Source organism: Lysinibacillus sp. LZ02 (assembly GCF_050613145.1).
Classification (GTDB): domain Bacteria; phylum Bacillota; class Bacilli; order Bacillales_A; family Planococcaceae; genus Lysinibacillus_B.
The window spans coordinates 494,715-516,057 of the sequence record NZ_CP192507.1 but is presented as its reverse complement, the minus strand read 5'-3'; the positions used below and the strand labels follow the sequence as shown (position 1 = coordinate 516,057).

Annotated in this window: 17 protein-coding genes, 1 pseudogene, 2 riboswitches and 1 other annotated feature; of the genes and pseudogenes, 10 read left to right on the top strand and 8 right to left on the bottom strand. The window is 39.2% G+C overall.

Annotated features, from left to right (window positions below):
• Positions 1 to 7: 7 nt before the first annotated feature.
• On the bottom strand, positions 8 to 2,017 hold the full coding sequence (locus tag ACQQ2I_RS02410; RefSeq protein ID WP_431028969.1) for a DUF3883 domain-containing protein: 2,010 nt from the start codon (positions 2,015 to 2,017) through the stop codon (positions 8 to 10).
• Between the two features lie 186 nt (positions 2,018 to 2,203).
• Positions 2,204 to 2,778, bottom strand: a pseudogene (locus tag ACQQ2I_RS02405) (toprim domain-containing protein); the annotation flags it as partial.
• A gap of 130 nt (positions 2,779 to 2,908) precedes the next feature.
• Between ACQQ2I_RS02405 and ACQQ2I_RS02400 the strand changes: the two are divergent.
• Complete coding sequence (locus ACQQ2I_RS02400) at positions 2,909 to 4,171, top strand: MFS transporter (protein ID WP_431028968.1); 1,263 nt, start codon at positions 2,909 to 2,911, stop codon at positions 4,169 to 4,171.
• 576 nt (positions 4,172 to 4,747) lie between these two features.
• Positions 4,748 to 5,359, top strand: a complete 612-nt coding sequence (locus tag ACQQ2I_RS02395) for a CAP domain-containing protein (protein ID WP_431028967.1) — start codon at positions 4,748 to 4,750, stop codon at positions 5,357 to 5,359.
• A gap of 65 nt (positions 5,360 to 5,424) precedes the next feature.
• Here ACQQ2I_RS02395 and ACQQ2I_RS02390 read toward each other — a convergent pair whose 3' ends face one another.
• From ACQQ2I_RS02390 to ACQQ2I_RS02375, 4 genes are all read right to left on the bottom strand, one after another.
• Positions 5,425 to 7,521, bottom strand: a complete 2,097-nt coding sequence (locus ACQQ2I_RS02390; protein WP_431028966.1) for a methyl-accepting chemotaxis protein — start codon at positions 7,519 to 7,521, stop codon at positions 5,425 to 5,427.
• Positions 7,522 to 7,684: 163 nt separating this feature from the next.
• Positions 7,685 to 8,896 (bottom strand): RtcB family protein, encoded by a 1,212-nt coding sequence (locus tag ACQQ2I_RS02385; RefSeq protein ID WP_431028965.1) that lies wholly within the window; start codon positions 8,894 to 8,896, stop codon positions 7,685 to 7,687.
• Positions 8,889 to 9,200, bottom strand: coding sequence for a hypothetical protein (locus ACQQ2I_RS02380; protein ID WP_431028964.1), 312 nt, complete (start codon positions 9,198 to 9,200; stop codon positions 8,889 to 8,891). Before ACQQ2I_RS02380 ends, ACQQ2I_RS02385 begins: the two co-directional genes overlap by 8 nt.
• A gap of 153 nt (positions 9,201 to 9,353) precedes the next feature.
• Positions 9,354 to 10,709 (bottom strand): FAD-binding oxidoreductase, encoded by a 1,356-nt coding sequence (locus ACQQ2I_RS02375; RefSeq protein ID WP_431028963.1) that lies wholly within the window; start codon positions 10,707 to 10,709, stop codon positions 9,354 to 9,356.
• A 199-nt stretch (positions 10,710 to 10,908) separates the two neighbouring features.
• On the opposite strand from ACQQ2I_RS02375, the gene ACQQ2I_RS02370 reads away from it, so the two are divergent.
• From ACQQ2I_RS02370 to ribH, 7 genes are all read left to right on the top strand, one after another.
• Positions 10,909 to 12,252 carry an MATE family efflux transporter gene (locus ACQQ2I_RS02370; protein ID WP_431028962.1) on the top strand — a complete coding sequence of 448 codons (1,344 nt, stop codon included), beginning with the start codon at positions 10,909 to 10,911 and terminating at the stop codon, positions 12,250 to 12,252.
• Positions 12,253 to 12,398: 146 nt separating this feature from the next.
• Complete coding sequence (locus ACQQ2I_RS02365) at positions 12,399 to 12,923, top strand: sigma-70 family RNA polymerase sigma factor (protein WP_431028961.1); 525 nt, start codon at positions 12,399 to 12,401, stop codon at positions 12,921 to 12,923.
• Positions 12,907 to 13,737 carry a hypothetical protein gene (locus tag ACQQ2I_RS02360; protein WP_431028960.1) on the top strand — a complete coding sequence of 277 codons (831 nt, stop codon included), beginning with the start codon at positions 12,907 to 12,909 and terminating at the stop codon, positions 13,735 to 13,737. Before ACQQ2I_RS02365 ends, ACQQ2I_RS02360 begins: the two co-directional genes overlap by 17 nt.
• A gap of 151 nt (positions 13,738 to 13,888) precedes the next feature.
• Positions 13,889 to 14,935, top strand: coding sequence for a Cj0069 family protein (locus ACQQ2I_RS02355; RefSeq protein ID WP_431028959.1), 1,047 nt, complete (start codon positions 13,889 to 13,891; stop codon positions 14,933 to 14,935).
• A 163-nt stretch (positions 14,936 to 15,098) separates the two neighbouring features.
• Positions 15,099 to 15,227: riboswitch (FMN riboswitch) on the top strand.
• Between the two features lie 95 nt (positions 15,228 to 15,322).
• A riboswitch (FMN riboswitch) is annotated at positions 15,323 to 15,451 on the top strand.
• Between the two features lie 163 nt (positions 15,452 to 15,614).
• The gene (gene ribE, locus ACQQ2I_RS02350) at positions 15,615 to 16,250 is read left to right on the top strand and encodes a riboflavin synthase (protein WP_431028958.1); all 636 of its coding nucleotides are present in this window, start codon (positions 15,615 to 15,617) and stop codon (positions 16,248 to 16,250) included.
• Positions 16,251 to 16,262: 12 nt separating this feature from the next.
• Entirely contained in the window at positions 16,263 to 17,453 is a 1,191-nt protein-coding gene (locus ACQQ2I_RS02345; RefSeq protein WP_431028957.1) for a bifunctional 3,4-dihydroxy-2-butanone-4-phosphate synthase/GTP cyclohydrolase II, read from the top strand.
• Positions 17,454 to 17,465: 12 nt separating this feature from the next.
• Positions 17,466 to 17,936: a 6,7-dimethyl-8-ribityllumazine synthase gene (gene ribH, locus ACQQ2I_RS02340; protein WP_431028956.1), complete on the top strand. Its 471-nt coding sequence runs from the start codon at positions 17,466 to 17,468 to the stop codon at positions 17,934 to 17,936.
• Positions 17,937 to 18,293: 357 nt separating this feature from the next.
• Here the strand turns inward: ribH and ACQQ2I_RS02335 are convergent, their stop codons facing one another.
• Together ACQQ2I_RS02335 and ACQQ2I_RS02330 are read right to left on the bottom strand one after the other, a co-directional pair.
• Complete coding sequence (locus ACQQ2I_RS02335) at positions 18,294 to 18,746, bottom strand: DUF4279 domain-containing protein (RefSeq protein WP_431028955.1); 453 nt, start codon at positions 18,744 to 18,746, stop codon at positions 18,294 to 18,296.
• Positions 18,747 to 18,812: 66 nt separating this feature from the next.
• Positions 18,813 to 20,402: a 2-isopropylmalate synthase gene (locus ACQQ2I_RS02330; protein ID WP_431028954.1), complete on the bottom strand. Its 1,590-nt coding sequence runs from the start codon at positions 20,400 to 20,402 to the stop codon at positions 18,813 to 18,815.
• A gap of 92 nt (positions 20,403 to 20,494) precedes the next feature.
• Positions 20,495 to 20,733, bottom strand: a binding site (T-box leader).
• Between the two features lie 175 nt (positions 20,734 to 20,908).
• Here ACQQ2I_RS02330 and ACQQ2I_RS02325 point away from each other — a divergent pair.
• The gene (locus ACQQ2I_RS02325) at positions 20,909 to 21,286 is read left to right on the top strand and encodes a hypothetical protein (RefSeq protein WP_431028953.1); all 378 of its coding nucleotides are present in this window, start codon (positions 20,909 to 20,911) and stop codon (positions 21,284 to 21,286) included.
• Positions 21,287 to 21,343: the final 57 nt, after the last annotated feature.

Genomic DNA, 21,343 nt, shown 5'->3' with positions numbered 1-21,343 from the left:
CCCTATTTTAAAATGTAATTGAATAAACTTCACCTTGGTATTCTTCACAAATCCATTCCCATTGACGAACAACTTTTTCTAAAAAAACATTTTTAAGAGGATTTTTTATATATTCAAAATTTATTTTTTGCTCGTCCTGGTAAACTATGCATAAATAATAATTGTCTTCAAATTGATGCGCAGCAGTGTATTCATTATTAGTTAATGAAATTTTTTGCCCCTTATATTTTACAGATTTCACTTCAATATATCGATTTTCATTTTTAGGTGTGATGCTTCTAATATCATATCCTAGATTTTGTTTGCTAACGTCTTGCGCTAAATTCCCTTGTATTTTTTCAAACTCCATACATTGTTGCTCAGCCGACCTCCATTTAGTAATGGATTTTGTAATATTAGGTGTAATTAAGCCTCCTTTTTTTTCCTCCGAGGGGGCCATAGAGGCAATTTTAAATTTATTTTCTATTGGAAGTCTAAAATATTTTATAATCCAATCGATTTCAGTACTAGATAAATGTTCAGCTATATTGATTAGGGATCTTTCTACTTGATGGTTAGTTGCTTCTTTCCATAAAAAAACTTCGTTTTCAACCTTTAAATAACATGTATCAATCCTAAAATCCTCTTTACTAATTGTATTTTTTACATAAAAATTTTTAAAAAGATAAGCATAAATTTTAAAACTTATCTTGTCAGAACATTGCTCAACAAAAGTATAATCGGATAGGATTTCAATCCATTCCATCAGTGAATAACTATTAGAAGCAATTGTATTTAAGTAAAGATCTAAAGCTCGCATGTTATCTTTATCTATATTCGGAACCGTATGTTTACTAGGCACTATTTCTCGAATCCAATTCCATTCAGCATCATCCAAAAATAAGGGTTTTTTTACGTAATCCTTTGCAGAAATATAATGCCCACTTTTCATAGGTATCCACTCTAAAAATAACCGTTCTTGAGTTTCTTTTATCAAAAGTAATGATAGCTTTGAAAATGACTGTTTATCCTTCAATAATTGAATAACCTCAGAAAAAAACTTATTCGATTCCATAATTGATTTTTTTATAAGGCCAAAAATAATATTTGCTGCTTCTTTTATTGCAAGCATTGTCCTATCATCAATAGTAATATGCTTTCTACTAGGATCAGTTGAAAAATCAGCGTTAATTTTAAACGGATATGGTGTGTTTTCATATGTAGGTAAATAACAGTGAAATAAAGATTGTTCCTTATTACATTGAACAATGTTCTTATTTTCATCTAATTTAAATGCTAATTGGCTCTTTTCACCATTAATAACCTTCCACAAATTAAATTCTTTTTTAAATTCCACTGATACTTCATCATTTTCTCGCTTAATTAGCCCTTTGACCGCTTCGGTATCTAATTGAATAGAAACTTCTTTTATATTTTTAAGGAAAATAAAATAATCTCCATTTATCAACTCTACTTCTTCATCTAGAACTTGGCTGTTTGAATCACAAAAAATAAATATCGTATTATAACCAGCAGATACTATTTGTTGTATAGTAGATTCTATTTCAAAAGTTAAATTTTCTATTACAAAAGGGATTCTTATTGTCGGAATTTGGTTAATACTCATATTTAATTGTTGGGAAGCTAGCACTTTTGAAAAAGTAAATGTACAGTTATTTGAATGAATAATAATATTATTAGACAAATGTGTTGTACTTTTAAAACCTATCCCACGATATCCAATATTTTTCCCACGCTCTTTTGTACTTGCCCCGGACCTACATATACTTTTTAAATCATTATCATCGAAAGGTTTCCCATTATTGGCCACAAAAATATGTTTGCCTTTTTTGAATATCAAAAATTTTGTAGCTAGAGCATCATCAGCATTTTGAAGTAATTCAATAAAGATCCTTTGTCCGTAACTTTCAGCCATATACAATTCCATAGCAGCCATATCTGCCAAAAGATTCGGAGAATTCAATCCTTCTTGAATAAATTCTAAACTTAATTGTTTTACTGTATCTGTAAAAGACATTTATTCTCCCTCCTTCAATCATCAAATATATTGTACTACTAAACTTTTTTTTGTAACAAAATACCAATCATTGATTGATTGAATTAAGAAGAAATCTTTTTCACCCAATATAAAATGGGCGAAATTCATACAACCTAGATAAAATCTAGATTAACAAATTTCGCCCATGCAATTGACAGGATACAATTGAACACGTCCACAATTCAGCGGTGCATTAAAACGGGTTGTGAGCGCACGTGTCGCATTTAGCCCAATAACCAATCCGCCTCTGAACGCGCGACCGCTGCGTGATATAGGTTTTCATATGCTTTCCCCGGTTTTAAATTGGCAAATCCTTCTTTAATCGCTTTATCCGTAACAGATGAAATTCATAAACGTTTAATTGGTTTATTCACTTTCGCTTTCGCAATGATCCAACGTGCGACTAGTTCCCCTTCAAGCCCGGCATCGGTTGCAATAATAATTTCGTTCACATCGCTACGGTTTAATTGTGATTTCACGGCATTAAATTGCTTACCAGATTGCTTGATGACCGTTAGCTTTAAACGTTCTGGCAGCATCGGTAAGTCTTCTAAATTCCATGTTTTGTACTTTGAATCATATGTTTCAGGATCTGCTAGTGTGACAAGATGACCTAATGCCCATGTGACAATATATTTGTCCCCTTCTAAAAATCCATTGCCTTTTTTATGGCACCTCAACACGTTCGCAATATCGCGAGCGACTGAAGGCTTTTCTGCTAATACTAAACTTTTTGCCATTGTTCCTACTCCTTTATATCTGCTATGCCTAGAAATATGAATAAGCGCACTGCAATACTTTTGAAAAATGGGTTTATACCTTTATAGAAACTTCATATATATAGAGTAAAAGCGAACAGGGGTAAAACGATTGGACAAACAACAGAGCAAGTTTCGATGGGTGGTCTTTGCGACTGTCCTATTTACGTATTTATTAATGGCGAGCCAGCGAACGGCTCCCGGATTAATTACAGATCAGGTAATGCGAGATTTTCATGTCACAGCCGCAACGATTGGCTTACTAACAAGTATACAGTTTTTCGTCTATACAAGTTTACAAGTGCCGATGGGGATTTTAGCTGATCGATTTGGGCCTAATTTTTTTCTCATTGTCGGTGCGACACTGACAGGGATTGGGACGCTGATTTATAGTATGGGCACACATGAGTTTGTGCTCTTTTTCGCTCGTATCCTAACCGGGATTGGGGATGCAACCATTTGGGTCAATATGGTGCTCATCTTGAGCCAATGGTTTAGTGCTAAGGAATTTGTACGGTTAATTGGCGTAGCGGGCATGACAGGTAGTCTTGGGTTTCTGCTAGCGACCGTCCCCTTCTCTGCATGGATTGACCTACTTGGTTGGCGTGGTGCCTTTTTTTCAGCGGGGCTACTGTTATGTTTCTGTGGCATCGTCCTTTACTTTGTACTCGTGAAAAAACCGCAACAGCTCTTTGTGAACGAATCGGTAGCAATAAAAAATGACGTGCCACATGAAAAAATATCGGTTTTACTACGCAGAATCTTTTCCAATCGGCAAGCATGGGCTTTATTTTTTTGTCACTTTGGGGTTGTGGGGGCGTATGTTGGCTTTATCAGTTCCTGGGCCGTACCGTACGGGATGACGATGTATAGCATGACACGTGCTGATGCGAGTCAGCTCATTATGATTGGTCTCATTGGGGCACTGATTGGGGCGCCTTTAATGAGCTGGATTTCTGGTCGGTTAGATAGGATTAAACGACCTTATGTTGTTGTTCATATCATTATTTTATCGAGTTGGGCGTTCTTTCTTTTATTTCATGGGCAGCCGCCCTTTTTCTTGCTCATACTATTATTCTTTATCATTGGCTTTGGATACGGGGCAAGCGCTTTAACGTTTGCGGCCGTTCGTCAATCGTTTCCGATAATTGATTCGGGCATTGTCTCTGGATTTGCCAATACAGGGGGCTTCCTTAGTGCCGTATTGCTCCCCCTCATTTTTGGTTATGTACTCGATTATTTTGAGTCTTCCGGCAGTATTATGGATGGCTATTATTACGGGTTCATCACGCCTGTTCTCTTTTCCGTCATCGGTCTCATTGGTGTGATGAGTATTCAGGAGAAGCGTCATCATGTAGAAAGTAATTTGCCGTAAGTTAACTTATTTCTACTCAAAATCTTTTAGTAATAGCTTAAAATGGCGTTAGTCCTTTTCAGACTAACGCTTTTTTATATAGAAGTTTATTTTAAAGTTAAATGTGTTAATTATACAAATACCGGTAGATTATGAACGTGCTTTTTAGTGAAATGATTAATAAAAAGGCGCTTGCTCGTTGATTGGAGCGGAGGCGACTCGACTCCAGCAGGAAAAGCACGAGCTGAAAATCCATTTCTTTCGGCATTAGCCGAAAGAAATTAGTTGAAGCCGTGCCTGCGGAAAGCGAGTCAGTCGTAGCGGAAATCAACGTATTCCAATGTTCTTTTTAACAATAAGAGGTAAATCAACACGCGTGTTTTAAAGTTAAAAAAATACAATACTCCAATAAAAATAGTGTAATATTTTCCTATTTTCAGCTATGTGACAGAAATATTTCAGTGTGAATGTTGTTATACGAGCAAATTACTCGGGTATTATTACAAATGTAATACTCTCGTAAAGATCCTTCCATAATTTCAGTAATGAACTATCTTAAAAAAGCGATTATGATAGGTTCATACGAAAGCAGAAAGGATGAACAACATGTTAAAAAAAATCATCATGACAGCTGCACTCTCAATGTCCATCGTATTACCAATGTCCGCATCAGCGGCCAGTTCAACATATACAGTAGTACAAGGCGATACACTTTGGAACATCGCATCTAAAAATCAAGTAGGAATTTCTGAGTTAATCTCATTAAATAGCAATTTAGCAAATCCAGATTTAATTTACCCAGGTCAACAGATTATTGTTGCTGAAAACGAACAAGCAAGCGTAGAGGAAGAAGTCGTACGCCTTGTGAATGTAGAACGTGCGAAAGAAGGATTAGCGCCACTTTCAATCGATTGGGAATTATCACGTGTCGCGAAATACAAATCACAAGATATGCACGACAAAAACTACTTCAGTCATACAAGCCCAACATACGGTTCACCATTTGATATGATGAAGCAATTTGGTATTTCTTATAACTCAGCAGGTGAAAACATTGCCAAAGGACAAACATCTGCAACGCAAGTAGTAAATGATTGGATGAATAGCCCAGGTCACCGCGCGAATATTATGAACACAAGCTATACGCATATTGGTATCGGCTATGTAACAGACGGGCACTACTGGACACAAATGTTTATTAAAAAATAATACTACTGAAATAAGAAAGGGGACATCCCGAAAGTAAAAACTTTCGGGATGTCCCCTTATTATGATTATAATTTAAATTTCGTCACAAGACTTTGTAATGTTTCGGCCATAGAAGAAAGGGATTCGGCAGATGTAGAAATTTCCTCCATCGCTGATAGCTGTTCTTCTGTTGTCGCGGATACTGCCTCCGTTACTTGTAAATTGTTTTGAGACAGAATCATGATTTCATTCATGGCCGCGACAATTTGTTGGGTTTGTGCCGAGAACTCATGAATAGTTGCTGCAATTGCCTCCATCTCTGGATTTAATGTTTGCATACTTTGTGAAATATGAACAAATTTGCTAGCCGTTTCTTCTGTTACTTGGAGACCGATATGCACATCTTCGTTTACTTTGTCCATAAATGTCACGGCATTTTCTGTATCCTTTTGAATCGTTTGAATAAGTGTCGCAATTTGAGTCGCCGATTGGGCGGATTGTTCCGCTAGCTTCCGCACTTCGTCTGCTACCACGGCAAAGCCCTTCCCTGCCTCACCTGCACGAGCTGCTTCAATCGCTGCATTTAATGCGAGTAAGTTCGTTTGATCTGAAATGTCTGTAATCACCTTTAAAATATTGCCAATTTCTTGTGAATGGGTATTTAATCCTTGAATCATGCCACTCGATTGTTCCACTGTTTGCTGAATCGTTTTCATCTGATTCATCGTTTTATTTACCGCTTCATTTCCGTATTGTGCTTGTTCTGTCGCTTCACGTGTTAAATCCGATACACGGTTACTATTTTCAGCCATGCGTTCGATGCCGATCGACATCGTATCAAATGCTTCATTCGCTTCCGTTACACCTGCTGTCTGTTTTTCGGAATCGCTTGTCATTTGCTCAACGGATTTGGCTACATGCTCTGTCGCAGCAGTCGTTTCCTCTGCACTCGCATTTAACTCTTCACTTGAAGCGGCTAACAATTGGGCATTGGACGAAATTTCTGTCACCAAGCTGTTTAAGCTCGTCATCATTTGATTGAAAGAATTTTCTACATTAGATAATTCATCTTTTGTATTTAATGAAACCATTGTCGTTAAGTCGCCATTCGCTACATTTTCCGTTACCATTTCTAACTGCTGTACTGCGCGTCGAATCGAAAGATATAAACCAATGAATATGTATAGCGCTACTAGCGTCACAATGATTAAGCTGATAAATACGGTAATCGTTGTGCGGGAACTAGACTCTTTTTCTGCTGTTGTAAAATCGACCATCGTTGTCATACTTGCATCATATAAAGCGAATGCTGCATCAATCGCTTCAGTCGCAACAGTATAATAATTCGCTGTTATCTCATCTGTAAAGCCTACTTCATTCATCTCATTAGCTAACGTTAAAAATGCCTCTACTTTTTGTTCAAATTCTTGATAAGGCGCTTCAAGATCCCCTTTGAACTCTTCATTTACAAAAGCAATATCTAACGCTTCCTGTAAGGATTCTAAGTTTTTGAATATCGGATAATATAAACTATATACGTTACTTTTCTGTTCTGCTGTAGCTGTTCCTAAGGCGATTAAATTCACTCCCGCTCCACGGAGCATTCCTAAATCTTCTGTTAATTGTGGAATCGTAACAGATGTATTATACGTTAAGTTAAACATTTCTTGGTTATCCGCTAATAACAGTTTAGATTGATTACTGACAGTTGTCATGATGTTTAAAACGCCATTCGCTATATGAGAATACGCCATCAAAATGTCTTCTCCATTACGCCAACTTTTTTCTTGCACGGTTTGCCATTCTTGCTCCAGCTGTGCAATCGCCTCTGTAACATCTAAACGATATTTTGTTTGTCCTTCAAGTTGTTTGAGTTCATCGAATAATTCATTTACACGTTGCGACATTTCCTGTAGATTACTTTCTACTGACGTGTCCCCATTATGTAAAGCCACAGTCATCCCACGTGTCTGCTGCACATGATACAATATATCTTTTAAGAGAAAATTATAGTCTGCCCCTTCATTTCTCCTTTCTGCATTTTTAAAGTTTTCGTTCATTTCACCATTATATTTTATAGCGAAGAATACTAATGGAACGATTAAGATACTACCTATTAATATGAATTTTTTACTATACTTCATTCTATTTAAAAACTGAATGACGGGCATAAATAGCCTCATAAGAAATTCCTCCAAGTTTTATAATTACTAGCTTATGTAAAAAAATAACCCCAACGCATACATCCATTTTATCAAAAAACTCCAAATGTTCATGAGAAAAGATGCTTAATAAAGAAAAAATAACAACCTCTGCCGTTTTTTCACGAGAGAGGTTGTATTCCTATTATTTACGCCCTGTCCATTTATCACTTGCCTTAAAATTATAAACTGGAACGATCTGCTTCTGAATATCGACCGTATCGCCAATTTGCTCCACAATTTCTGCCATCGGTTTATAGGCCATAGGAGCTTCGTCTAGCGTCTCCTCCGAAACTGATGTTGTCCAAATCCCGCTCATCGTTTCTTTAAAGTCCGCCATCGATAAATTTTTCATCGCCGCGGTGCGCGAATAAATACGCCCTGCACCGTGTGGGGCTGATTCGTTCCACTCTACATTCCCTTTCCCGATACAAATGAGTGAACCGTCGCGCATATTCATCGGAATCACAAGCTGTTCCCCTGCCGACGCCCGAACCGCACCTTTTCGTAAAATCATCGCATCTAAGTCGATATAATTGTGCACCGAATCAAATTGTGTACCGTACTCCCATTTCATATGCTCCGCGATGGTGTGTGCAATCGTCTGGCGATTTTCATGGGCAAACTGCTGTGCAAGCTTCATATCCGCAATATAATCATCAAATAGCGCCCCTTCAAGATACGCTAGCTCTTTTGGTACTATGGGATTTTCCTTTTTAAACTCGGCTATCATTTGCTGAATTTCTTGGTGGCGCCCCGCTGCTTTTAACGCTGCAATTTTTTCTGTTAAATCGGCCCGTTGGAGTGATTCATATGCACGTTTTTGATGCCAGTTTGCTACCTTTGCGCCGACATAACGCGACCCTGTATGAATTAATACATAATGCACACCGGCATCATCTTTTGCGACCTCAATAAAATGGTTCCCGCCCCCAAGCGTACCCAGTGAACGATTCGTATACGCATTTTGTAAACCTGTTGTTACAAATAAATCATTGGCAAACTGTTCTGTCATACGAGCGTTACTTGTGTCATCATGAATGTCATTACCGCTCGGGACGAATCGGCGAATGACTTGATCTAATTCATTAAAGTCCATTTCACCCGTACCAATTTCTGCGACCAATACACCGCACCCTACATCGACCCCAACTAAATTTGGTACAACCCGCCCGTTTAGCGCAATCGTTGTCCCAATGACGCAGCCTTTCCCCGCATGATAGTCTGGCATAATCCTCACTTTTGTCCCCATCATAAAGGACTGATTGACGAGCTCCTCAATTTGCTGGATGGCCGCCTCTTGTGGGTTATTTGTATAAATAATCGAATCTGTATACTGCCCCTGTACTTTAATCATCCAATTCCCCCTTACTTTGTTGAATTGCTCTTACTTTTGCACGTAGAAAAAGTGCTGCGATAAACGCAGTTGGAATGAAAAATACATATAAAAAACCTAAACCGTTTAGCCGTAAATAGCCTAAGAGGAGCAACGCTAGACCGTTTACTATTAAAAAAAGACCGATTAATCTCGTGACACGCGCCGGCTTGTTATAACTGCGCTCTGCCTGATGATAATAGCCAACAAATTCAATCAACTGGAAACGCCACGTCACTATACCAATCAGAAAGAAAAGGAGCGCTACTATTATTTCGATGATCACGTGCATCCCCCCTACTTAATCCATACGTGTAAAGCGCCCAAATAGTTCCAATATTCTTCCATGAGCCAATAATGCCCCTTGAGAAAACAAGGAAGCTCATAACCTGCCACAACGCTCTCTAACTAAATACTGAATACCTCACTAAACCCTCTTTTACTCTACGTCAAACAATACCCCCGGAGAAAATAGATTATCTGGATCTAATAATTTTTTAATGCCTTTCATAATCGTGATGGTTGAGACATGTTCCTGATGTAAATAGCGTTTTTTCCCGATACCGATGCCATGCTCTCCTGTGCATGTGCCGCCTAACTCCAATGCGAATGCTACAATCTTCTCATTAATCGTGTGCATCGTAGCTAGTTCTTCCTCATTTTGTTGATCAATGGCCAGTCCAACATGGAAGTTGCCATCACCAACATGACCTAAAATGGATGCTTGTATTCCGTGCTCATCTGCCACTTTTCGCGCATGTACAATCGCTGCACTTAACTTTGATAACGGTACACATACATCTGTAAACATTAACTGCTTACCTGGATTCATTGCAGCAAGTGACATCGCGGCATCGTGACGTGCTTGCCACAGCTTGGCCCGTGCAAGAGGGTTCGTTTCCAGCTGTAAGTCGCAATGCCAATTCTCGGCAAGCTCTTTTAATGTAAGAAGCTGTAAGTCAACCTCTTCTTTTCCACCACTTACTTCAATTAATAATGAAGGTGCGATTGTTAAATCAGTTTGTGACTGTGCATTCACAATCGCTATCGTTTCCGCATCAAGCAACTCAATTTTTGTCACCTTCACACCTGATGCTAAAATTTGAAATGCTGCCTCACTCGCATCAGCAATGTTTTCGAAAACCAGCTTAGCAACCGCACTGTATTCCTCAATCCCATATAGCTTTAATGTAATTTCACTTAGCAAACCGAGCGTCCCTTCAGAACCGACAAATAAATCTTTCACCGCATAGCCTGCCGATGTTTTAGCTGCATCTGCGCCTGCTGTAATCACTTCACCTGAAGCTAGAATGACACGCAATTTACGCACTTGTTGGCGCATCGTACCGTATTTCACCGCATTTGTGCCGCTAGCGTTTGTCGCTGTCATGCCACCAAGTGTTGCATTGGCTCCTGGATCAACTGGGAAAAATAATCCGTACTTTTTTAAGGCTTGATTTAATTGCGCCCGTGTCACGCCAGGCTGCACCGTGACTGTAAAATCTTCTGGGCGAATGGCTACAATTTCATTCATCTCAGAAAAATCCACCACAATTCCACCGTAATACGGAATCGTTTGTCCTTCTAAGCTTGTTCCTACCCCGTAAGGTACGATTGGCTTTTTATACTTTTTCGCCACATGGACAATCTCCACAAGTTCCTCTTCCGTTTTTGGGAACACGACGACATCCGGTGCACTTGGTGGATGATACGTCAATGTTTTACTATGGTGTTCTAAAATCGTTTCATTTGTGGAAACTTTTCCTACAACCGCTTTTAAATCATCAATGAACATAATCAACACCCCTCTCACTCTCATTCTACAATATTCAGAAAAATAAGAAAATTTATCTTAAAGAGAGATTTTTATATTATGCTACTGATAGATTCAGACATTTCACTCTTTTCGTTTTCCGAAATATTTAATAACACACCTCTTCAATAGTATGTTAAGCTACTCCATGTTTTGCATATTGAAATTGATGAGGTGTTTTATGAGCAATCCAAAAGAGCTAAGTTTATTTAAATTAACTTGGCCGATTTTTCTAGAGTTATTTTTATTTATGTTAATGGGGCTTGCCGATACATTTATGTTAAGCGCTGTGTCAGATGATGCAGTGGCAGGGGTCGGCGCAGCCAATCAATATATCCAAATATCCATCCTCATTCTTGGGGTTGTTGGAACAGGAGCTTCCATCGTTGTCTCACAATATCTTGGATCCAAACGGGAACTAGAAGCGGCCAAAATTTCTGCCCTTTCTGTTACGTTAAACTTTTTCGTTGGCTTAATGATTAGCCTACTATTCATCGTATTTTCTAGTCACATTATGATGTTTATGAACTTAGAAGGCGATGTCCTTGTTTTTGCCCAAAATTATTTAGCGATTGTTGGGGGCTTTATTTTCTTCCAAGCGCTCATTACCTCGCTTTCGGCGATTATTCGCGTGCAAGGCTGGACAAAGCAGACGATGTACGTGTCACTTGGCATGAATGTCCTGCATGTGGTGTTGAACTATATTTTGATTTTCGGTCATTTCGGGGCACCCGAACTCGGCGTAGAAGGAGCAGCAATTTCGTCTGTTATTAGCCGTGCATTAGCCGCGATCGTCTTCTTCTGGTTGCTATATCAAGCACTCGATGTCACAATCGAACTGCGCTACTACTATACTTTTTCAAAAAATTATATGAAGAAAATCTTACAAATTGGCATTCCCTCTGCACTCGAGCAAGTACTGTACCAAACTTGTCAAATCGTCTTCCTCTACTATGTCACGTATTTAGGCACGACTGCACTTGCCGCCAGACAGTATGCCATGAATATTTCCATGTTTACGTATTTGTTTGCGATGGCAATTGGGATGGGAACAGCCATTTTAATCGGGCGTCATGTTGGTGCTGGTGAGCAAGACATCGCCTATAAGCGTGTGTGGTTTAGTGTCAAAACGGCGCTTCTCTTCACATTCGTCATGGTCGCGATTGTGACGCTTTTTCGTGAACCACTCATGCGCGTCTTTACAACGAATGAAGAAATTATTGCCATTGGAGCTTCCGTTCTTGTACTGAGCGTACTTCTTGAAACAGGTCGTACAATTAATATTACGGTCATCAATGCATTACGTGCTGCCGGTGATGCACGATTCCCTGTCAAAATCGGTTTTATCTCGATGATTTGTATAAGCCTATCGCTCGGTTATGTATTTGTATTCGTCATGGACTTAGGGCTTATCGGCGTATGGCTGGCCATTGCGACCGATGAGTGGATTCGTGCCATCCTTGTCCTGTTTCGCTGGAAAAGCCGTAAGTGGGAACGCTACGCCATTGTATCAGCTGATAAATAATGTTTTTCCAACCCGCAGAAGTGAAAACTCTGCGGGTTTTATTATGGGGATATGTTTTAAATTCCGTATCATCACTTAAGGTTGAAATAAAATGAAACCGAACAACTTCCAGCTTTGTCTAACTTTATAAGAGAGGAGGCGATCTTTTGACTGAAGATGAAAAAGACGTTTATTTAAATGAAGCGATGGAACAACATGGAGATTATTTAAAGCGATTAATCTTTACATATGTAAAAGATATACAGAAGACAGAGGATCTTGTGCAGGAAGTCTTTATGAAATTTTATAACAACCTTCATCGTTTTGAAGGGCGCTCCTCGATTAAAACATATCTATACCGTATTGCAGTAAATGAGTGTCAAAATTATTTAAAAAGCTGGCATTACAGAAAACTAGAAATGACCGAAAAAATTAAAACGTGGAAAAAGCGAGATGGTCTTGAAGCGGACTACATACAAAAAGAACAAAATCAAACGATTGGAGAATTAGTCAATAAGCTGCCTGTCAAATACCGAGAAGTCATATGGCTACATTATTATATTGAATTAACAATTCCTGAGATTGCGGATGTGTTAAAATGTTCCGCTAATACAGTAAAAACACGTTTAGCAAGAGGACGAAAATTAGCAAAAATAACGATTGAGGAGGGTCACTATGAGTATGAATATTAAAAAAGAACTTGAGAAATCCATTCCTACATCTTTAAATTTAACAGAGCAGGAAAAAGCAAAGATTCGGTATCGTGTACGTTCATCTCCTCCTACATTTCAAGTAAAACCTGTAATGGTATCTATTTTAGCCCTTATGCTTATCGTCATTTTATTACAATCCGTGGAACAGAGCGCTTCCAATAGTGAATCATCCATTACCGATGAACAATTAATAGAAAATACTTCGAATGAACTAACAATGAATCATTCAATTCTTTCTCTGACGGATGAACAAAAACAACAATACCATGAACAATATGTAAAAATTGTAGAACAAGTGATGGAAAAGAAAGTAGGTATATCTATCGCTGTATCCCCAATAGATGATTTTAAAGAAGAATATTGGGTTGAACCGAAAGAATTTGAAAAGCGTATTCAATCGATGGTCGATGAACACTTAGCAACAGAACGTGAAAAAATCCGTGCTATGTCTCCAACCCCTGAACAAGCAGTCATGAATGAAGATGGAAGTGCAACAAAACTCACATACATTTACTTTTCAGATATTTTAGAGGAGATTGAAGTAACAGGTCACTTCGAAACACAATATAGCGCCTATCATGACCGCCAATTGTTTATAGCAGCAGACGATATTTCAACACAATTAGCAAATTCTTCTGGTACATGGGAACAAACGTCCTATCAAGCTTCTTTAATAGATGGTGGGCGAACGTATCGTATTCGGATTGAAGGGATTTTCGATTTAAATAATCTAACATATGAAAAAGCCTTTACAATTGAATTTAGATGCGATGAATTTGGAAGGGTCTACTAAAATAGGTATATAGATATAATCCCTAAAAGTTCTGCTATGAGCATTCAATGATAAAGAAAAAAATAAACAAAACTTTTACATTTTATACCGTTTATATTAAACTTTTCGATTTATAATAGAGATGTAATCTAATTCGAAAGGAGCAGTTGTAATGAAGACAAAAGTAGTATTTTTCGAAGTTCCCGGTGGTACAGATAAATGGTTAAATGGATATCGTAAAGATACGATGCCTATGGTGGATGCGCTGAAAAAGCGCGGACAAGAAGCAGAAGTCATTTTCTTTGATATTGAAAAACGCGATGAAATTTTTGACTACGTGAAAGAAAATGCCATCGCCTATGTTTCACGTATTAACCCTGGCAATTTAAAGCATGAAGCGGAATATTTTGATATGTTGCGCGAGTTATGTGCACTTGGTGTGATCGGTATGCCTCATCCTGATGCGATGATTGGCTATGGTGCAAAAGATGCATTAGTTAAACTACGTCATACATCCCTTGTGCCTGAAGATACATATGCTTACTACACGATTGAAACATTCAAGTCGACATTCCCAAAAAGTTTACTTGGTGGCGAGCGTGTATTAAAGCAAAATCGTGGCTCAACAGGCGAAGGTATTTGGCGTGTACAACTTGTGGATGCGTTAGCTGAAGATGCAACAGAAGTACCACTTGATGCCAACATTAAGTGTACAGAAGCAAAAGACAATCATGTTGAATATCACACACTCGGTGCCTTTATGGATTTCTGTGAGCAATATATTATTGGCGCAAACGGAATGCTTGTCGATATGCCGTTCTTACCACGCATTAAAGAAGGCGAAATTCGTTTACTAATGCTACGTGACACACCTGTCAATATCGTTCATAAAAAACCTGCTGAGGATGCAGATGCCTTTAGTGCAACGTTATTCTCGGGTGCACAATATCGCTACGATGCTCCTGAAGATTGGGCTACATTAGTGCATGAATTTTTAGGACAATTACCTGACATTACGTCTTTACTTGGTGGATATGACTTACCACTTATTTGGACAGCCGACTTCATTCTAGATACAGATGAACACGGGAATGACACGTATATTTTGGGTGAAATGAACTGCTCTTGTGTCGGCTTCACTTCCCAACTAGAACTTGCTGAAAGTGTGGCAGAAGAAATTATCGCTTGCATCAGTACAGAAGTGGAAACAGCTGTTTAATCGGTACTTATATACATTTAGTCCCTTCGTTGATGAAGGGACTTTTTTATTTACGCGGGTTTCGGTGAGTTTTACGCGACTTTAGAGGCGTTTTACGCGACTTCCTCATTTTAACTTATAGATTTCTCCAAATATAATGCTATAATATAGGACAATGATAAATAAAGTCCTTCGGGGTCGGGTGTAATTCCCAATCGGCGGTGATAGATTTTTCTTAAGCCCGCGAGCGTAACAGCAGGATTTGGTGCGAATCCAAAGCCGACAGTAATAGTCTGGATGGAAGAAGGAAGCGATTTTCTCAAAAACACACGTTTTTTGAGGTTTCTTTCGTATACTCAAAAATGACCCCCAAGTGAATTTCACTTGGGCTTTTTTTATCGAAAAAAATATTTCCTTCGGGGTCGGGTGTAATTCCCAATCGGCGGTGATAGATTTTTCTTAAGCCCGCGAGCGTAACAGCAGGATTTGGTGCGAATCCAAAGCCGACAGTAATAGTCTGGATGAGAGAAGGAGCGAAAAATCAGTCTTTTTAAAGGCTTATTTCGTGATGCCTTTTTCATCAGCCCCTACTTCGTTAGGGGTTTTTATTTTTGATGGAGGTGAGTCACATGCAATGGAGAAAAGCTTTACATTCCCCTTTTGCACCAATATCTGTGCGTAAAAGAGGTGATGACAGCTAATGTTTACAGGAATTATTGAAGATTTAGGAAAAGTAACAGCCCTCAAATCAGGTAAAGATCATATGGAGCTGACGATTTCCTCTAAAAAAATAGTAGAGGATATACATCTAGGCGATAGTATCGCCGTCAATGGTGTGTGCTTAACGGTGACTACCTTTACGAATGATGCGTTTACAGTCGATGTGATGCCCGAGACGGTGAAAGCATCCAGCATTCAATCTTTAACACGAGGGAGTCTAGTGAATTTAGAGCGCGCGATGGCTGCGAACGGACGCTTTGGTGGGCATTTCGTTTCCGGTCACGTAGACGGAATCGGCACCATTTTAAAAAAGCGCCCAGTTGCGAATGCCGTCTATATTGATATCGCTATTTCACCTGAGCTAGCGAATGCGTCCTTACCAAAAGGATCAATCGCGATTGATGGCACAAGCTTAACGATTTTTGAATTAACGAATAAAACAGTAACCGTTTCTTTAATTCCACATACGTACAAAGAAACATTACTTGGCATAAAAAAAGAAGGCGACATAGTCAATATTGAAACGGATTTACTTGGTAAATACGTACTGAATCATTTCAAACAGCAAGAGAAGTCAGGGATTTCACGAGACTTTTTATTACAAAATGGGTTTTAGGGGGGATTTTGAGTGTTTCATACAATTGACGAAGCATTAGAAGATTTAAAGGCTGGAAAGGTCATTATTGTGGTCGATGATGAAGACCGCGAAAACGAAGGCGATTTCGTCGTGTTAGCAGAGCATGCCACACCGGAGAATATTAACTTTATGGCTGTGCATGGACGCGGGCTCATTTGTACACCGCTCTCCCCTGCCCTAGCTGAGCGATTAGCACTCCATCCGATGGTGAGCTACAACACGGACAATCATCAAACGGCGTTTACTGTTAGTATTGATTATAAAACAACGGATACAGGCATCAGTGCATTTGAACGCTCCGAAACGATTTTGCGCCTACTGGACCCTGCTACTGTCGCAACTGATTTCCGTCGTCCAGGGCACGTGTTCCCTTTAGTGGCAAAGGAAAAAGGCGTACTCGTACGTAATGGGCATACCGAGGCAGCCGTCGATTTAGCGGTGCTTTGCGGCTCGCAGCCAGCTGGTGTCATTTGTGAAATTATGAATGAAAACGGCGATATGGCCCGTGTACCAGAGCTAATTGAGATCGCGAAAAAGCATGACTTAAAACTGGTGACGATTGCGGATTTAGTGCGCTATCGTTATGAAAAAGAGCAGCTCATTACACGGGAAGCAAGCATCCAATTACCGAGTGATTTCGGTATGTTCCGCATGAATGGGTATTCTAATTTACTTAATGACAAAGAACATTTAGCCCTTTACACAGGCGATTTGACAACGGAAGTAGCACCGCTTGTCCGCATTCATTCGGCTTGTGTAACAGGTGACATTTTCCATTCTAAACGTTGTGATTGCGGGCCGCAGCTACATCAGGCACTGGACACGATTCAACAGGAAGGTGCTGGTGTCGTTCTTTATATGGCGCAAGAAGGACGCGGGATTGGGCTATTAAATAAATTAAAAGCATACGAATTACAAGAACAAGGCTACGATACAGTGGAAGCGAATGAAAAATTAGGCTTTGCTGCTGAAATGCGCGATTACGGGCTTTGTGCACAAATGCTACGCGACCTTGGTATTACAAAGGTGCGCCTACTGACAAATAATCCAGCAAAAATTGCCGGCTTAGCACAATACGGCATCGAAGTGGTAGAACGTATACCTTTAACGATTGATGCCGTACCAGAAAATGAGTTTTATCTGGAAATCAAAAAACAAAAAATGAATCATATTTTCGCATAGGAGATGGGACAAATGGGACAAATTTTTGAAGCACAATTAATCGGAACAGAATTAAAGATCGGCATTGTCGTTGGACGATTCAATGAATTTATTACAGGGAAATTATTAGACGGTGCGATGGACGGTTTAAAGCGTCACGGTGTCGCAGAAGAAAACATTGATATCGCATGGGTACCTGGTGCATTTGAAGTGCCACTGATCGCTAAAAAAATGGCTGAAGCGAACAAATACGATGCAATTATCGGATTAGGGACAGTTATCCGTGGCTCTACAACACATTACGACTACGTATGTAATGAAGCCGCAAAAGGTATCGCAAGTGTTGGACTATCCACAGGCGTACCGATTATCTTCGGCATCGTAACAACAGAAACAATCGAACAAGCGATTGAGCGCGCTGGCACAAAAGTCGGCAACAAAGGATACGACTCAGCCGTATCCGCAATTGAAATGGCAAATTTAAGTAAGCTCATCTTAGGTTAAGGAAATCCCCCCCTATCTATAATTGGATAGGGGGATTTCGATTTATAGACAAACTTTGATGGTTAATAGACATTCTGGGCTCGTTTATAGACAAACTCTGGTAGTTAATAGACATTCCGGTCTCGTTAATAGACAAACCGCTGTCATTAATACACATTCCATTAATTCATCAGTTCACCTAGAAAAAGCAATGAAATATATCCCCCAATAACAATAAAACCTATAACCAACCATATAATGAGCAACAAACATATGCTAAAAAATATTCTTTCAAACCATTTTGTATAAATAAAGCTCATGCACTACCCCATCCTTTGCGAATTTATTATAAAACGAGCAATCATACAAAAATGTTTCTTAAGGAATCTCCACTTCCTCGTCATAAGATTCTGGGTCCTTATCAATATACACATCAATGTATGCACCAATTTGATGGGCAAATTCAATTACTTCCGGCTCTATACGCATACCAGGTGTTTGTGCCCAATAAAATGAATAATGAGCAAAAAATAATGGCGTCAGCTTATATTGATGCTTGTATTCGTTAATCAACTCGATATGAGGTCTTAACTGGTTCATAATCTTTTCGAAAAACGCTTTATCCTCCCCTATTTCATAATTAATTTTCATCCTTTCTGTTTTAAGTTCCCATACCGTTTCAAATCGCGCTCTCTCATAGTAGCCTCTCATATATTTATCCCCTAATTTATAACTTTCGGTCGGTTGAATGCCGATTTTTTGTGTAAATTCATCGACAGGCCATTCATCTGCTACAAGTGTAAATCGAATGTATGCCGTATCTTTTTCCATTATTCCATCTCCTTAATTTTAGGCATAAAAATCCCCTCTGCTATGCTTGAACAGAGGGGATAATTACTACACCGTTGCGACCTTATCTTTTGACTGCGGGCTTAATTGCGCGGCGATCACGCTATTAATCGCATTAATATAGGCAAGTGCAGAAGCTTTTAAAATATCTGTATCGGCTGCCTTCGCGATATACTTTTCGCCTTCATGCTCCACAATAATTTTAACCTTTCCGATCGCTTCCTTGCCGCGCGAAACAGAGTTAATATTATATTCGACTAGTTTGACTTCGATATCCGTAATCGTAGCAATCGCTGAGTATAATGCATCAACCGGACCCGAACCAACGGCACTTGCTTTATACACTTCATTTCCTTTTCGCACTTTCACACTTGCAGAAGGGAACGTTGCGTTAGAAATGATTTGTAAATCTTCGATATCATAAAATTGATCCGCGTAACTTTCTTTATACGGATTGTTTTTATCTGTTTTTTCGTAATAGCTTTCTACAATCACATATAAATCATGATTGTATACTTCCTTTTTCGAGTCGGCTAATTTTAGGAAGTCTTCAAAAATGCCCTCGAATTCTTCCTCTGTAAAGTTATTGAAGCCTAAATTCTCTAACGAATTTTTCACCGCATGACGACCAGAACGGGCTGTTAATACAAGCTCCATATCCTCTAACCCTACATCTTCTGGACGCACAATTTCATATGCATCACGCGATTTTAGTAAACCATCTTGGTGAATACCAGAAGAGTGTGCAAAGGCGTTGTCGCCCGTAATCGCTTTATTCACTTGCACATCAAGCCCCATAAAGCTGGACACTAAGCGAGATGTGTTCATAATTTCCTTCGTATTAATGTTAGTAAATACATCATACACATCGCCGCGCGTCTGAATAGCCATCACGACTTCTTCTAGTGCTGCGTTTCCAGCACGTTCTCCGATACCGTTAATCGTACATTCCACTTTATCTGCCCCATTTTTAACGGCTGCTAATGTATTCGCTGTCGCCATCCCTAAATCGTTATGGCAATGGACAGATAACAGAACGGAAGGGTCGACGTTTTTCATGCGATAGTTCAGCTTCGCAATCATTTCGCCCCATTGTTCCGGCTCGGCATAACCCACTGTGTCCGGTACGTTAATCATCGTTGCACCAGCCTTCATGACAGCTTCAACCGTCTTCCATAAATATTCAAAGTCCGAGCGCGACGCATCTTCCGTTGAATATTGCACTTGCGGTAAAAGTGTTTTTGCATATTTGACGGCATCTACACCGATTTGTAAAATTTGATCCTTTGATTTGTTAAATTTCTTTTCCACATGAATGTCTGATGTACCAAGCACCATATGAATCATCGGATTTTCTGCATATTTGACCGCATTATATACAGAATCAATGTCTGCTTTTACTGCGCGAGCTAATGCGGTAATCATAATATCTGACGTGTTGCCGACTTTTTCAGCGACTGCCTTTACCGCATTAAAATCGCCTTGAGAAGAAGCTGGAAAGCCTGCTTCGATAATATCGACACCTAACTTTTTGAGTTGTTGGGCAATTTCCACTTTTTCATATAAATTTAATTTTGCTCCCGGTACTTGCTCACCATCGCGTAAAGTTGTATCAAAAACCCAAATTTTTCTACTCATTGTCAAAACTCCTTTTCAATTTGATTTGTTCGAGAACGCTCGCACGAAAAAAGCTCAATAAAAAAATCCCGCCTCATATGAAAAACAAATTTCATAGAGACGAGATTGTTCTCGCGGTACCACTCTAATTGAATGCGCATTACTGCATACATTCCCCTTATCGACAGCTATCACTGTCTAGCCCGTTAACGGAGGCAACCGACGTCCCTTACTGCATAAGTTCAGGGAGTAGCTCATGGACGAGTTCAAAATTCGCGTCTACCGGTTTGCACCAACCACCGGCTCTCTAAAAGTACGCAGCCTTTTTACTATTTCCAATCGAGGCTTAACTGTTCTCTTGAAAGAAAGTTTAATCAATCATTTTTTAAAAGTCAACATTTTTCTGAAAATATTTTCTTTTCTTTATTTAGTGAAAATAGCCAAGCCCCTATTTTAGATATATCAACAGGAACTATTTTCCATAATTTTCGTTCAGTACTTTGACAATGAATGATTGGAGGAATTGTGTGAAAAAAATCTGTTTACCACTCATTTTATTGCTCTTATTATGTGCATGCCAAATGAAGACGCATGACCTAGCGTTCAGTGGTGCCGGGGACAATTGGTCTGCTAAAGTCATGATCCATCAAACGAATGGTGAAGAAACATACGAAATTCACCTTCGTTACACAGGCAATCATCTAGAGGAAATCGACACCTTTCATTACGCTGTTGAAGGCGGAATCGATGTTAGTACGGCGGATGCTACTTTAAACAAAGAAGGCGTATATGTAAATAAATTATTAGGTGCTAATAGCCCTACTACCCGTGTAGAAGATGAATTATTTATAAATATCGAATGGAACGATCACAGCGAAAATTTCACATTAATAGGTGAAACATAGCCTTATCTAAAAGAGGCCCCCTCCTTGCGACCTCTCTTTTTTCATGTCATAATCCAT